Annotated in this window: 14 protein-coding genes and 1 pseudogene; 7 read left to right on the top strand and 8 right to left on the bottom strand. The window is 60.5% G+C overall.

All coding sequences use genetic code 11. The features are described from left to right. Nucleotides 1–73 precede the first annotated feature (73 nt). A pseudogene (locus M5B43_RS15155) lies at nt 74–190 on the top strand (AraC family transcriptional regulator); the annotation flags it as partial. A 7-nt stretch (nt 191–197) separates the two neighbouring features. Here the strand turns inward: M5B43_RS15155 and M5B43_RS15160 are convergent. Further along, the gene (locus tag M5B43_RS15160) at nt 198–2561 is read right to left on the bottom strand and encodes a penicillin acylase family protein (protein ID WP_248750864.1); all 2364 of its coding nucleotides are present in this window, start codon (nt 2559–2561) and stop codon (nt 198–200) included. A 157-nt stretch (nt 2562–2718) separates the two neighbouring features. Between M5B43_RS15160 and M5B43_RS15165 the strand changes: the two genes are divergently transcribed. After that, nucleotides 2719–3825, top strand: a complete 1107-nt coding sequence (locus M5B43_RS15165; protein ID WP_248750865.1) for a GNAT family N-acetyltransferase — start codon at nt 2719–2721, stop codon at nt 3823–3825. After that, the gene (locus M5B43_RS15170) at nt 3822–4700 is read left to right on the top strand and encodes a hypothetical protein (RefSeq protein WP_248750866.1); all 879 of its coding nucleotides are present in this window, start codon (nt 3822–3824) and stop codon (nt 4698–4700) included. The genes M5B43_RS15165 and M5B43_RS15170 overlap by 4 nt, the downstream gene beginning before the upstream one ends. On the opposite strand, the gene M5B43_RS15175 is transcribed toward M5B43_RS15170, so the two are convergent. The 4 genes from M5B43_RS15175 to M5B43_RS15190 all read right to left on the bottom strand — a co-directional run bounded on the left by M5B43_RS15175 (nt 4678) and on the right by M5B43_RS15190 (nt 7337). Further along, nucleotides 4678–5895 (bottom strand): DegT/DnrJ/EryC1/StrS family aminotransferase, encoded by a 1218-nt coding sequence (locus M5B43_RS15175; protein ID WP_248750867.1) that lies wholly within the window; start codon nt 5893–5895, stop codon nt 4678–4680. The genes M5B43_RS15170 and M5B43_RS15175 overlap by 23 nt on opposite strands. Beyond that, on the bottom strand, nt 5892–6305 hold the full coding sequence (locus tag M5B43_RS15180) for an EamA family transporter (protein WP_248750868.1): 414 nt from the start codon (nt 6303–6305) through the stop codon (nt 5892–5894). Before M5B43_RS15180 ends, M5B43_RS15175 begins: the two co-directional genes overlap by 4 nt. Next, nucleotides 6305–6661: an EamA family transporter gene (locus M5B43_RS15185; protein WP_248750869.1), complete on the bottom strand. Its 357-nt coding sequence runs from the start codon at nt 6659–6661 to the stop codon at nt 6305–6307. Before M5B43_RS15185 ends, M5B43_RS15180 begins: the two co-directional genes overlap by 1 nt. A gap of 97 nt (nt 6662–6758) precedes the next feature. After that, on the bottom strand, nt 6759–7337 hold the full coding sequence (locus tag M5B43_RS15190) for a DUF6436 domain-containing protein (protein WP_248750870.1): 579 nt from the start codon (nt 7335–7337) through the stop codon (nt 6759–6761). A gap of 98 nt (nt 7338–7435) precedes the next feature. Between M5B43_RS15190 and M5B43_RS15195 the strand changes: the two genes are divergently transcribed. Beyond that, complete coding sequence (locus M5B43_RS15195; RefSeq protein WP_248750871.1) at nt 7436–8377, top strand: alpha/beta hydrolase; 942 nt, start codon at nt 7436–7438, stop codon at nt 8375–8377. Nucleotides 8378–8508: 131 nt separating this feature from the next. Here M5B43_RS15195 and M5B43_RS15200 read toward each other — a convergent pair whose 3' ends face one another. After that, nucleotides 8509–9261 carry a DUF2059 domain-containing protein gene (locus M5B43_RS15200; RefSeq protein WP_248750872.1) on the bottom strand — a complete coding sequence of 251 codons (753 nt, stop codon included), beginning with the start codon at nt 9259–9261 and terminating at the stop codon, nt 8509–8511. Between the two features lie 131 nt (nt 9262–9392). On the opposite strand from M5B43_RS15200, the gene M5B43_RS15205 reads away from it, so the two are divergent. Next, nucleotides 9393–10025 carry a 2OG-Fe(II) oxygenase gene (locus tag M5B43_RS15205; protein ID WP_248750951.1) on the top strand — a complete coding sequence of 211 codons (633 nt, stop codon included), beginning with the start codon at nt 9393–9395 and terminating at the stop codon, nt 10023–10025. A gap of 111 nt (nt 10026–10136) precedes the next feature. Here the strand turns inward: M5B43_RS15205 and M5B43_RS15210 are convergent, their stop codons facing one another. Next, nucleotides 10137–10643 carry a transporter substrate-binding domain-containing protein gene (locus tag M5B43_RS15210; protein ID WP_248750873.1) on the bottom strand — a complete coding sequence of 169 codons (507 nt, stop codon included), beginning with the start codon at nt 10641–10643 and terminating at the stop codon, nt 10137–10139. Nucleotides 10644–10777: 134 nt separating this feature from the next. Here M5B43_RS15210 and M5B43_RS15215 point away from each other — a divergent pair, with 134 nt between their 5' ends. Then, nucleotides 10778–11218 carry a DUF4399 domain-containing protein gene (locus M5B43_RS15215; protein WP_248750874.1) on the top strand — a complete coding sequence of 147 codons (441 nt, stop codon included), beginning with the start codon at nt 10778–10780 and terminating at the stop codon, nt 11216–11218. Nucleotides 11219–11285: 67 nt separating this feature from the next. Here the strand turns inward: M5B43_RS15215 and serA are convergent, their stop codons facing one another. Continuing rightward, complete coding sequence (gene serA, locus M5B43_RS15220; protein ID WP_017139511.1) at nt 11286–12515, bottom strand: phosphoglycerate dehydrogenase; 1230 nt, start codon at nt 12513–12515, stop codon at nt 11286–11288. A gap of 205 nt (nt 12516–12720) precedes the next feature. On the opposite strand from serA, the gene M5B43_RS15225 reads away from it, so the two are divergent. Next, entirely contained in the window at nt 12721–14115 is a 1395-nt protein-coding gene (locus M5B43_RS15225) for an FAD-binding oxidoreductase (RefSeq protein ID WP_248750875.1), read from the top strand. Nucleotides 14116–14127 lie beyond the last annotated feature (12 nt).

Here is a 14127-nt window from a genome sequence, read left to right on the forward strand (position 1 = left end):
GGCAAGCCCCCTCTCACATTAAGTCCACGGCGACTGGCGGGTGACCTCCACAAAATTCATCGACTTGAACCCCCGGCTCCTGATCCACCAATGCGGATTCCGCGATGCCCAGCACATGCGCAGCGTGTTCAATCGCAGGCAGGGGGTGACGCCGCAACCGTTCAGGCTCAACTTTGCGGCGCCCGGATGAGCGCTAGCTAGTGTGCCGATCTGGCCGGCAGTAGCTTGAGCGTGCCACGGGTATTGGCCGTGACCTCCTCCTCACTGAAATGCGCTTGTTCGTAGCCGCCTTCAATGTAGGTTTGCGCTTGGTCGCCATAGTGCCGGTCAAATGGCACACCGCTTTGCCCCACGGGGTTGATGGTCAAGGCGTGGGCCGGGTCGGCAAAGTCGATCAGCCGGCGCGTCGATGGACCGTACGTCACCGGCCACGGCGCGGGGCCAATCATGGCGGATTGGTTGTTCGGCACTTCGTGAGTACCGGGGGCGGGGAACGGGCCGACATTGAACAGCATGTCCAATGGCTTCTGCAGGCCCAGCGGGTGGCCGTGGGTCAGGGTGTGCGCCTTGCCCCACAGCCACTGTGACGGGTCATCGCCGAAGGTGGCCTTGAGGTGAGCCAGGCTGTTGTCCCAGGCGAGCTTGACGGTGTCGGCCCGCTTGCCGTTCCACCAGGGTGAATCCGGCGAGGCGGCCAGGCGCGGTAAGGCGGCGTCGATCATGCGGGTGGTCAGCAGGGTCTTGAACAGGGCGTCACCCAGTTTCGGGTGGAACGTCGCGTCGGTGAGGTTGAACAGGAACTGGTTGAACAACGTGGCGCTGGTGGACTCCAGCGGGTAATCACCTTTCCAGGCGGCCAACTGGTCCACCAGCTTCAACTGCGCCGGGTCCTTGACCACCTCACGCAGGACCGGCAACAGCGGCGCCAGCAGGCGTGGGCCGTAGGCGGTGGTGGTGCCCAGCTGCAATGCCTGGCTGTTGTTCACATCCCATTTCACGCTCTTGTCGCTCAACTGCGTATTCAACTGCTGGCCGCGGTCGGCCAGGTTGTAGTAACCGGGAATTTCCAGGCCGGTGGGCGAGGCCGGTTGGGCATTGGCAGACACCACATAGCCACGCGCCGGGTTTTCCTCCTGTGGGTTGGCGCTGAAGGGATAGAAGCCCAGCTTGTCGGCCTGGGCGGTACTGCCATCGAGAATGAATGCCGGGTTGACTCCCGCCGGGCGAATCGGCAATTGCGCCGCTGCCCACCAGCCGATATCGCCCTTAGCATTCGCCCAGACGATATTCAGGCCCGGCGCCGACACCTGGGCCGCCGCTGCACGCGCCTTGGCCAGGGTATCGGCGCGGTTGAGTTCGTAGAAGCCTTCGAGGATCGGGTTTTCGGTATCGAGGAACGCCCACCACATGGCAATCGGCGTCTTGCCGGCATTTTCACCGAGTACGTCATTGATGATCGGGCCGTGGGGCGATTGGCGCAGGGTGAGCGTGACCGGCGCCTGGCCCTTGACCTCGATCTGCTGCTCGCTGCTGGTCATGTCGGCCCATTGGCCGTGGTACCAGACTTGGTTGGGGTTGTCCGGGTTGACCTTTTCGGCGATCAGGTCGAGGTCGTCGTTCTGGAACATGGTCAGGCTCCAGCCGAAATCCAGGTTATGTCCCAGGAACGCCACCGGCACTAGCGCGTTGTGATAGCCATACAGCTCAAAGCCTGGCGCCGACAGCTGCGCCTCGTACCATACCGACGGCACCGAGAAGCGAATATGCGGGTCGCCCGCCAGCAACGGTTTACCGCTTTTGGTGCGATTGCCACTGATCGCCCAGGCGTTGCTGCCTTCGAACTGCGGCAAGCCGTTGTCGGCCAGGGCCTGGTCGCTCAGTGAGGCGATGGCGCCGAGGGTTTTCCAGTCGCTGGCGGCCAGGTTGAGTGCGCCCTTGGGTTGCCAGTCCAGGTCGAAGACTTTCAAGTAATCGCTGCCCAACTGGTCGCGAACGTAAGTCAGTACCGGCTCGGTGCGAAATGCCACGGCAAAGCTGTAGGCCATGTACCCGGCGACGCTGATGGTGTCCTCGGCGGTAAACGGCCGTTTGGCGATGCCCAGTACGTCGAACTCCATTGGGCTGGCGTGGCTGTCCTGGTACTGGTTGATGCCGTCCAGGTAGGCTTGCAGGGCCTTCCATGCCTTGGAGTCGTGGTCAACGTGCTCCACGTAGCTCAAGGCGCGTTCACGTATACGCAGGCTGCGGAACAATTTGTCGGTTTCCAGCAACTTGGGCCCCAGCACCTCGGCCAATTCGCCACGGGCCAGGCGCCGCATGATCTCCATCTGGAACAACCGGTCCTGGGCATGGACGTAACCCAGGGCCCGGTACAGGTCGGTCTCGTTCCCGGCGCGAATGTGCGGCACGCCACGGTCGTCGTAACGTACGGTGACCGAGCTTTGCAGGTTGCTCAGCATGACCGTGCCCTGGCGGGTCGGTTGCTTGCTGTAGACATACCAGCCGGCGCAGGCGGTGAGGGCGGCAATCAGGAGAGCAAGCACGGTCAGGCTGCGTTTCATGGAGGTCCTTGAGTCAGTCACCTTGAAAGTCAACGGAGTCTAATCGGTTTGGCGGGAACTGCGGGAAATGCTGATACGTTGCCGTGACAGGCGAGGTTCAAGTGCTCAGTGCCTCTAATGCGCTACTATTGCGCCCGTCATTCTTGAGCTTTTTTCCATGACTTGCGCCACGCAACCTATTCCGGACTCCAGCCAGCCAGAGGCTGCCTACGCCTGCTGCCTGGAAGCGCAGTCGCTGATCGGGCGCTTTTTGCAGCATCCGCCGGTGGGCTTTGACGCGCGGTTATCCGACCAGGGCCTGCCGTACTTTTTCACACCGTTCGACCTGTTGACCACCGCCGACGATGAGTTCGTGAGCCGTGTTCGCGGTTGGCCGGGCTACAACCTGTGGAATACCTGGCTGCGTATCGACAGCTGCTTTGTGGGCACCACCGTCAGCGAATACGCGCCGTTCCCCCAGAGCGTAGCGCCGCAGGATCTCGCACAATGGCTGCAATATGAGTGTGCGCCGCAGCGCAAACTCACCATCGTCAAGGACGTCCCGTGCAACTCGCCGCTGCTCAGCGACGCGGACAATCGCTACGCGCAAGCCTTGATCGATGAGTGCACACGGCGCGGCTTCATTAGCCTGGAGGGCCAGGCGCTGGCGTATGTGCCGATCAACTTCAGTACCGTCGACGAGTATCTGGAGCGCTTGTCCCACAGTCGTCGCCGTAACATCCGCCGCAAGCTACGCAGCCGCGAGGCGCTGCGCATTGAGGTGCTGGACACCGGCGATGCGCGCTTCAACGATGAGGCTTGGCTCACGCACTTGTACGGGTTGTACAAGGCGGTGTACGACCAGAGCGAGATCCATTTTGACCTGCTCACCCCTGAGTTTTTCCGCGGGTTGCTGACGGACGCCAACAGCAACGGGCGCGTGTTCTGCTACTGGCATTGCGACGAGCTGATCGGCTACAACCTGTGCTACGTGGAAGGGGGCAAGCTGCTCGACAAGTACATTGGCCTCAACTACCCATCGGCGTTGGAGTTCAACCTGTACTTCGTCAGCTGGTTTGTAAACCTGGAGTACGCGGTGGCCAACGGCTTGACGTTCTATGTGGCGGGTTGGACCGACCCGCAAGTCAAGGCCAGCCTCGGCGCCGATTTTACCTTTACTCGCCATCTGGTCTGGGTGCGCAACCCGCTGCTGCGCAAGCTGGGCAATCGGTTCCGCCATCACTTTGAAAGTGATTCGCAGTGGTTCCAGGAGAAAACCTCATGAGCCACAGCCGAGCGCCGTTGATTCTCGACTTTGACGGGGCTGTCAGCGACATTCCTGGTGCGGTGACCTTGCCGTTGCAGGCATGGCAGGAAAAAATCCGTTTCGGTTGCCGGTGGGCGCAGTTCAAGGAACTGGAAGTGGCCCTGCACGGCCAAATGCCCAGCGATTACGGCTGTGTGTTCACCGGTAGCGGCGATTATCACCATCTCAGCCAGCTGTTATTGAACCGCTTGCCCACGCAGCCGAAGTTCCAGTTGATCATCTGCGACAACCACCCCGACAACATGCGCTACCCGTTCGGCATTCACTGTGGGTCGTGGGTCTACTGGGCCAGCCGCTTGCCGCAGGTCGAGCATGTGCATGTGCTGGGCATCGGCTCACAGGATATTGGCCTGGGCCATGCCTGGGAGAATCACTGGTCGCCGCTGCTCAAGCGCAAGCTGACCTACTGGAACGTCAACGTCGACACGCGCTGGATGAACTGGATCGGCGCCGGTCGCAGTAATCGCGCTTTCAGCAATGCGGATGAGCTGATGCGTGCCTTCCTGGCGCAGTTTGACCGCTCGCTGCCGGTTTACCTGTCCATCGACAAAGACGTGCTGAGCCCGCAGGTGGTGAACACCAACTGGGACCAGGGCGAATTCCTGGAACAGCATTTGAACGACCTGATCAGCGCCTGCCAGGGTCAGATCATCGGTGCGGACATCACCGGTGATGTGTCGGCCTACCACTATGAAAGCAAGTTCAAGCGCTGGTTGAGCGCATCCGACGGTCAGGAAGAGTTGCCCGAGGCGCAAGTGCAGATCTGGCAACAGCAGCAGAACGAGCTCAATAGCCGTTTAGTGGCGCGCATCAATCAGGGCTGGCGACAATAGCCTTCAACTGAGCCAGTACCCGCTCAAAATGTTCGTCCGTCAGCCAATGGCTGTTACTGATCGACAGCGTACGGGCGGCGAATGCCTGGGCCTCAGTGATATCGCCGCCTGCTTCTAACAGTGGGGCGGCTGCGGGGTAGTCCGGCAAGGTGCGGATGAACAGGCGTGTCACCCCCAGCCCCGAAGTCCACAGCAGCGCCATCGCCGTATCCCGGGTGCGTGCACAAGGCATGATCACCATCAGGAACGGCCATGTGCCTTGTTGCCCTGGCCTGTCCATGACGACCGAGACCCCGGGCAAGGCATTCAAGCGTGCCGCACGGCGCAATGCGCGGGTGCGGCCTTGTTGCAAATAATCCGGCAAGCGCGCCAGTGCCGCGACGCCGACCTTCTGGCGATAGCCGCCCAGGCGGTGCAACGGGATATCGTTGACTGAAAAGTCGTCACCCACGGCGCCGACTTCGTCACCTTGTGCCAGCGCGGCGCGCAAGGCTTTGCCGTACACGTAGTGCAAGCCGCGCGGCTGATACAGCAGGGCGTAACCCCAGAGTTCGGCGCTGCGTTGCAGCTCCCAGCGCAGGCTGAAGGGCAGGTCGTGTCGGCACTGTCGATGCAGGGCTTGATGCAACGCCGGGTCACGACTGAACAGCACGCCGCCTTCTGCGGTCGTCAAACCCTTGCCCAGCGCCATGCTGAAAAAGCCTACGTCGCCTTTGAGCCCCACGCTGTTGCCGTCGTCGAGCGCGCCCATGGCCTGGGCGGCGTCTTCGATGACCGCTGCGCCGACCGCATCGGCAATCCGCTTGGCCGTATCAACGTCCGCCACGCGCCCGGCCAAGTGGGTGACCACGACGGCCAGGGTGCTGTCGTCACACAGGTGCTTGAGTTGCTGTTCGTCGAGGTCAATGCTGCCCGGCTGCAAATCACAGGGCACGACGCGCAACGGCGGGCAGTAATGCGCGGCCAATGCCACCAGCGGGCAGGTGTACGCCGGCACGATCAGCCGGGCGCGTCCGGGCATGCGCTGTTGCAAGACGCGCAAGGCGATGATCAGTGCGGCGGTGCCGGAGCAGGGCAGCGCCGGGAGTGGAATCGAGAACTGGCGGGCCAAGGATTGGGCGAGATCGCCCGAAAGGTTGAGCACATCCCGCCAGCGCAAGGGCAGGCCAGCGGTAGGCGGGATTTCCCGGGTCATGACGCCAGTGGCTGCGAAGGTTCGGCCTCGACGGTTTTACTCTCTTTGTCTTCGCTGCGCGCCAGGCAAAGAATGCCCGCAATGATCAGTGCGCCGCCGATGATTTTGGGCCAGGTCAGGGTGTCATCGAACAGCCAGACAGAGATCAGCGTCACACTGATCAACTCCAGGTGCGACGCCGCAAACGCCGGCCCTACGGGGGCGTACCTGAGCAAGGTCATCCAGGTGAAGAATGCGCCGATGTAGCCCACGAAGGCGCCGTAGATCCACGGTGCACCAAACACGCGCACCAACCAGGCGGCGTCCATCGTCAGCGGTTCGGCATGCACCGAGGCAAATTTGAAACTGACCTGCGCCAACGTGTCGAAAACGATCAGTGCGAGAAAGCCCAGGATATAGAAACGCTTCATCATTCAAACCCTACGACAGTCACGCCACAGGCAATCAGCATAATGCCGATCAACCGCCATTTGCTCAGGCTTTCCTTGAACAGGAAGCGGCCGGCAATCATGATCACGACAATGTTGATGGAACCCAGCATCACGCCGACCGACAGCGGTACCAGCGTGAGGAAAGCCAGCCACAATACGAATTCGAAGACATAGCAGATCACGCCCAGCCAGATCCACGGGCGCTGGAGCATGTGCTTCCAGTGAGCCACGCCGTCATGTTCGGCGCTGGCTGAGGCGGCGGCCTTGAATGCCAACTGGCCGGACGTATCCACGATAACGTTCAGCATCCAGAGGATGATGGTTAATTGGCTCATGTGTTCCTATTTCGTCTGCTGGCAATGTCACTGGACGCTTACAATACAGCAGCCTGCCGCTCGGGTGATTGGAGTTTGCCGCTCAAACAGCCTCCGTTCAGTTTGATGCCTTGCTCCACTGGCAGTAGCAACCCACCGCCAGGGTGTGGGTGGCATCGACTTCACGGCCGGCTTCAAGCGCTTGCAGGATCGGCTCGATAAAGCTGTTGCTTGAATTACACGTCAGCCCTTCGCTGTAGGGGCCGAAGTACGCGAGCTTGCCCGTGCGATCCCAAATGCCCACCGCCGGAGTGGCCGGCACCTGCTCGGCGCCGGGCAGCGCTGTGAGCGTTTTCATTTTGCGCAGGTTGTCGGGCAACTGGCCGTGGCTGCCGGCTTTTTGCAGGGCATAGAACTCCACCCCTTGCGGCGCATACTGCTCGATCAACTCGCCCAGATGCTGCTGGTTGCCGACATTGCACGGACAGGCCGGGTCCCAGAAGTGCACCAGGCGAATCGGGCCAGGCCCGCTGAGCTCGGCAGGCAGGCGCAGCGCATCACCGGAGAACACCGCCGTGTGTTCGCTGAAGGTGCGCAGGTAGCGGCCCTGGAACCAGTCATACGCCGCCCATAGCACGCCGGCGCAGATGATCAGGATCAGGCTGGCGAACAAGGCGGTACGGTAGGGCGGTCGCATTCAGATCAATCCTCGAAGGTCGCGTAGCTTGCCATGCTTGTCCTGACAGATGAATATCGCAGCTCGATATTCATCTTCACCGTAGTTTGGAAACCTTTATGCCTGTCACCTTTGACCCCGATCATCTGCGCGAAAGCTTGCGGCCCCTGGTGGATGCGCAACCGCTTAGCGCCGAGGCGCGGGTCTACCAGCGCTTTTATGGGCTGGACCTTGCCGCGCGCAAAGTACCGGCCGTGAGCCGCCTGGGACGTTGCGAGGTGGACGGGTTCGACGTGGTCACCCAGGTGTGGTGGCCGCCCCAGCCGGTGGCGACGCTGTTCATGTTCCACGGCTTCTACGACCACATGGGGCTGTACCGCAACGTGGTGGACTGGGCGTTGGACCAGGGCTTTGTGGTGATCGCCTGTGACCTGCCGGGGCATGGTTTATCCAGCGGCGCGCGTGCCAGCATCGATGATTTTGCGGTCTACCAAGATGTGGTGCAGGCGTTGTTCGTCGAAGCCAAGGCGTTGCAGCTGCCACAGCCGTGGCACCTGTTCGGGCAAAGCACCGGTGGCGCGGTGGTGGTCGACCACCTGCTCAACCATGGCGCAGGCAGCCCGGCCCAGGGCAAGACCTTCCTGCTGTCGCCCTTGGTACGGCCGCGTGCGTGGGGCTGGTCGCAAGTCAGTTATTACCTGCTGCGGCCGTTCATCAAAGGCATCGCCCGGCGGTTCAGCGAGAACACCCACGACCCCGCGTTCAAACCGTTCCTTGAAGCCGACCCGCTACAGCCGCGCCAATTGCCCACCGCCTGGGTGGGTGCGCTGGCGCGTTGGATCAAGCGCATCGAAGCGGCACCACGCAGCCCTCGGCGGCCGGTGATTGTGCAGGGTGAAGAAGACATGACGGTAGATTGGCAGCACAACTTGCAGGTGCTGCAGAGCAAGTTCGATCAGCCCGAGGTGTTGATGCTGCCGCGTGGCCGGCATCATTTGGCGAATGAGATTCCGGCGATTCGCGAAGAGTACTTCCGATACCTGACGGACCATCTGAAATAACGCGACCCAAATGTGGAAGGGGGCTTGCCCCAATGCCAGTCAGTTAAGCGCTAGAACGAGCAACCGCTCGCCACAGTGATAGTGTTCCTTCTTAACTGACTGGCATTAGGGCTTGCCCCCGCCCACATTTTCTACTGCGCCAGGCTGGAAGTGCTTTGGCCGACAGCCAGTCCCGCGCGAATGGCGGCCAGCGCCGCCTGGTAATACGCCCGGCCCTCGGGCGATTCGGCAAACGTGGCGAACTCTTCCAGCTCAGGGTCGGACAAATCCCGATAGACGTACAACAGTGTGTTGTTCAGATCATGGCCGATCTGCTGCATCAGCCGTTCGCGTTGGCCGTTCAACATGCCCTGCGCCTGGCCACCCCCCAACAGGCCGGGAATCATCTGGCTCAAGCTGTCGGCCGCCACGCCGGCAATCGCCAGGCTGACTTCCGCACCGGCTTCACGGGCGGGCAGGGCCTGGGCCAGGTGGCCAATGATCAGGCTGCGGGTCGCGTCGGCTTCGATATGTGGCAGGCCCTGGGCGTTTTTCGCCAATTGGTCGCGGCGGGTGGCCAGCAACTCAGCGGCGACGACCTTGCGGCCCAGGGGCGATTGGAAAAACGCCAGGGCAGGTTTCGGGTCCGCCAAGTGCTTGCGCAATTGCGCCTCGGCGCGCTGGTCCACAGCCTGGGCGGCGAAGCGTTTGTTGCTGTTGTCCACCAGCGCCTGGTACACCGCCGGCGGCAGGCTATTGCGGTAGCGTTGTTGGGCGGCACTGAGGGCGTCATTGAAATGCGCACGTTGTTCGGCCCAGCCGGCGACCTTGTATAACTGGTCATGGCCGTCTGCCCAAGCGGGCAAAACGCAGAACATCAACACGGAAAAAAACAAACGACGCATATGGACTCCTGTCAGTCGGCCACTATTGTCCGTGTCGGGCGTAGGATTTGTCGAGAAATCCTATCAATCACCTGACTAAAGTGCATTCAGACGCTCGGCGGCTCTGTCGGATTCACAGGCGTATGGATACTATGCGCGCCATGCAAATACCCCTCGATCACCCGCTGCTGCAACGCATTGTCGACGACCTGGCCGAAAAAGGCTGGTCGCAGCAGAATGGCTTCCTGCCCCAGGCTCTGACCCTGGAACTGGCGGCTGAGTGCCGTAAACGTGCCGCTGAAGGTGAACTGGCCCCTGCCGCAGTCGGACGCGGGCCGGCCCAGGAGATTCGCGAGGGGATTCGCGGTGACCATATCCAGTGGCTGGAGGAAGGCGACGCGGCTGTCTGCGACACCTATATGGCGGTGATGGACAGCCTGCGCCTGGCGATGAACCGCAGCCTGTTCCTCGGCCTGGAAGATTTCGAAAGCCATTTCGCGATGTACCCGCCCGGGGCGTTTTACCTCAAGCATGTGGACCGTTTTCGCGACGATGACCGGCGTATGGTCTCGGCGGTCATCTACTTGAACGACGCCTGGTTGCCCGAGCATGGCGGCCAGTTGCGCATGTACCTCAAGGGCGGCGTCGAATACGATGTGGTGCCCACCGGCGGTAGCCTGGTGGTGTTCCTGTCGGGCGAGGTGCCCCACGAAGTCCTGCCTGCTACGCGTGAACGCCTGTCCTTGACCGGCTGGTTTCGCCGGCGCGGTAACGAGCCGTTTTAAGCATGGAAAAGATTCGGGCACAGAGTGTGCTACGACGGCTGCCTTGGCCCATCTCTCAAGCCTGGCCTAGATCAAAATGTGGGAGGGGGCTTGCTCCCTCCCACAGTTGAATTATGGTGCCTTGATAGCCGGTGCATCGTTCTTGAACCACTTCTGCGTCAGTGCCTTTAAGCGGCCATCGGCTTTTACCTGCTGCAATGCCTTGTCCAAACTGCTCTTGAACGCCGGGTTACCCTTCTGGAAGGGAATCGCCAATTCCGGTTTTTTGAGATAAGCCTCGCTGAAATCGAACCGATCCCGCAGCTCGGCAGTCATAGCGATATGGTTGATGGCCACGTCGTATTTGCCGGTTTCCACCCCCGAAAGCAGGTCGCTGTCATCGGTGGTGATAAACGAAGGGCGCACGTCCATCTCCTTGGCCAATTGTTCGCCCAGCTCAACTTCAAAACCGGCGAGCTTTTCGCCGTCCTTGAAATTGAACAGTGGGGTGTTGGCTTCGAGGGCGATGCGCAGTTCGCCACGGTCAAATACGTCATCGATCAGTTCGGCGTGAGCCAAGGGGCTGACTAAAGTGCTTAGAAGGGGCAGTAAAAGTACAAGGCCAGGCGAAAAGCGCATGGTCACTCCTAAAGAATTCGTCTATGCGAGGCGCCGTTCAGCATCGCTTTGCTATGGTGTTGAGTGCCTTGGACAGCAATTTGTCGCGAAGTTGTCATAACCCAACAGATTTCCTGCAGAAACTGGAGAAGCGAATGAAAGCTCTATTGTCCCGTGCAACGATTGCCGGCTTGCTGCTGGGTGCCTCGATGTTGGCCACCGCTGCCGACGGTATCCCGCGCAGCGCTCCACCTGAAGGTGCCAAAGTGTTTATTGTCTCGCCAAAAGACGGCGCCACGGTCGATACAACCTTCACGGTGAAGTTCGGTATGGAGGGCTTGAAGCTGGCCCCAGCCACCGACCAGACCCCAGGCACCGGCCATCATCACCTGCTGGTCGACCAGAAAGCGCTACCGGACGCCAGCGTGCCGATCCCGGCCACTGACACCGTGATCCACTACGGCAAGGCCCAGACCGAAACCGAACTGACCCTCACCCCGGGCAAGCACACCCTGCAACTGGTCGCCGGCGACAAGCTGCACATGCAGTTCAACCCGACTGTAGCCTCCAAAGTCATCACCATTACCGTCAAGTAAGATTTGTTCAGACAAAAAAATGGGAGACCCCTGCGGGTCTCCCATTTTTTGTGCTGCTTTTAAAGCGTTAGAACAACACGCGGCTACGAATTGTGCCGTTGATGTGCTGCAGCTTCTCTTGCGCCAGGTCCGAATACTCGGCGTCTACGTCGATCACCACGTAGCCGACTTTCTCGTTGGTCTGCAGGAACTGACCGGAAATGTTGATGCCGTTTTCCGCGAAGACCTTGTTGATCTCCATCATCACGCCAGGGATGTTCTGGTGGATGTGCAGCAGACGGTGCTTGCCAGGGTGAGCCGGCAAGGCCACTTCCGGGAAGTTGACGGACGATACCGAGGTACCGTTGTCGCTGTACTTGACCAGCTTCTCCGACACTTCCAGGCCGATGTTGGCTTGGGCTTCAGCGGTAGAACCGCCGATGTGCGGGGTCAGGATGACGTTGTCCAGGCCGCGCAGCGGGCTTTCGAAGATGTCGTCGTTGGAGCGAGGCTCCACCGGGAACACGTCGATGGCGGCGCCGATCAGGTGCTTGTCCTTGATCGCGTCGGCCAGGGCGTCCAGCTTGACCACGGTGCCGCGTGCGGCGTTGATCAGGATGCCGCCTTTCTTGATGGCACGGATTTCCTTCTCGCCGATCATCCACTGGGTTTCAGCGGTTTCCGGAACGTGCAGGGTCACGATGTCGGACATACCCAGCAGCTCGGTCAGGCTGGCGACCTGGGTCGCGTTGCCCAATGGCAGCTTGGTCAAGGTGTCGTAGAAGAACACCTGCATGCCCAGGCCTTCGGCCAGGACCGACAGCTGAGTACCGATCGAACCGTAACCGACGATACCCAGCTTCTTGCCGCGGATTTCGAAGGAGTTGGCCGCGCTCTTGATCCAGCCGCCACGGTGGCAGGAAGCATTCTTCTCAGGGATGCCGCGCAGCAGCAGGATGGCCTCGGCCAGCACCAGCTCCGCCACGGAACGGGTGTTGGAGTACGGTGCGTTGAACACCGCGATGCCGCGCTCGCGCGCTGCATTGAGATCGACCTGGTTGGTGCCGATGCAGAAACAGCCGACTGCCACGAGTTTCTTGGCGTGGTCGAAGATCTCTTCGGTCAGCTGAGTGCGGGAGCGAATGCCGATAAAGTGCGCATCGGCGATCTTTTCCTTTAACTGGGCTTCCGGCAGAGAACTGGTGATGTACTCAATGCTGGAGTACCCAGCGGCTTTCAGAACGTCGACAGCCGATGGGTGGACGCCTTCCAGAAGAAGGAACTTGATCTTGCTCTTATCGAGAGAAGTCTTGCTCATCTGCGTAAACCTGTATCCCGGAGAAAAATGGCAGGGAATCGGATCGCTTAAGCTGACCCGGACGGCAGGAAAGCCGTCGCCGCAGAAACGCCCTTGGGCTCTGTCCTGCGGGGGCGGTATGCTAGCATACGCGCCCCGCTAAACACCTATTCCTGCGACGTGAAGCGTTCTCAGGATGACCATGAATTGTTCGAGAGTTCTGTCGATGACCCATCCTGCCCTGATTGATGAGCTAAAGACCCTGGTTGAGCCCGGCAAAGTGCTGACCGATGCAGACTCCCTGGAGGCTTACGGCAAGGATTGGACCAAGCACTTCGCCCCCGCGCCCAGCGCTATCGTGTTCCCCAAGACCACTGAGCAGGTGCAGGCCATTGTCCGTTGGGCCAATGAACACAAGGTGGCGCTGGTGCCATCCGGTGGTCGTACCGGCTTGTCGGCAGCTGCGGTGGCGGCCAATGGTGAGGTGGTTGTCTCGTTCGACTACATGAACCAGATCCTCGACGTGAACCTCACCGACCGCACCGCCGTGTGCCAGCCGGGTGTGGTCACCAAGCAACTGCAGAACGTCGCCGAAGAAAACGGCCTGTATTACCCGGTGGATTTTGCTTCCTCGGGTTCGAGCCAGATTGGCGGCAATATCGGCACCAATGCCGGCGGGATCAAGGTGATTCGCTACGGCATGACCCGCAACTGGGTCGCCGGCATGAAAGTCGTCACGGGCAAGGGTGATGTGCTGGAGCTGAACCGCGACCTGATCAAGAACGCTACCGGCTACGACATGCGTCAGCTGTTTATCGGCGCTGAAGGCACCCTGGGTTTTGTGGTCGAGGCCACCATGCGCCTGGACCGTGCGCCAAAAAACCTTACCGCGATGGTGCTGGGCACCACTGACTTCGACTCGATCATGCCGGTGCTGCATGCGTTCCAGAGCAAGCTGGACCTGACCGCCTTCGAATTCTTTTCCGACAAGGCCCTGGCCAAAGTCATGGGGCGTGGCGACGTACCGGCGCCGTTCGAAACCGAGTGCCCGTTCTACGCACTGCTGGAATTTGAAGCCACGACCGAAGAAATCGCCAACCACGCCTTGGAAACCTTCGAACATTGCGTCGAACAGGGCTGGGTGCTGGACGGTGTGATGAGCCAGAGCGAAACCCAACTGCACAACCTGTGGAAACTGCGCGAGTACATCTCCGAGACCATTTCCCACTGGACGCCGTACAAGAACGATATTTCGGTCACTGTCTCCAAAGTGCCAGCCTTCTTGAAGGAAATTGATGCGATCGTCGGTGAACACTATCCGGATTTCGAAATCGTCTGGTTCGGCCACATCGGCGACGGCAACTTGCACCTGAACATCCTCAAGCCGGAAAACCTGAGCAAGGATGAGTTCTTCGCCAAGTGCGCCACCGTGAACAAATGGGTATTCGAGACCGTTCAAAAGTACAACGGCTCGATCTCCGCCGAACACGGCGTAGGCATGACCAAGCGCGATTACCTGACTTACAGCCGCTCGGCGGTTGAAATCGAGTACATGAAGGCCGTGAAAGCGGTGTTCGACCCGAACGGGATCATGAACCCCGGCAAGATCTTCGCTGTTTAACCGCCCTTGAAG

This window comes from Pseudomonas sp. MWU15-20650 (assembly GCF_023242475.1).
Taxonomy (GTDB): Bacteria; Pseudomonadota; Gammaproteobacteria; order Pseudomonadales; family Pseudomonadaceae; genus Aquipseudomonas.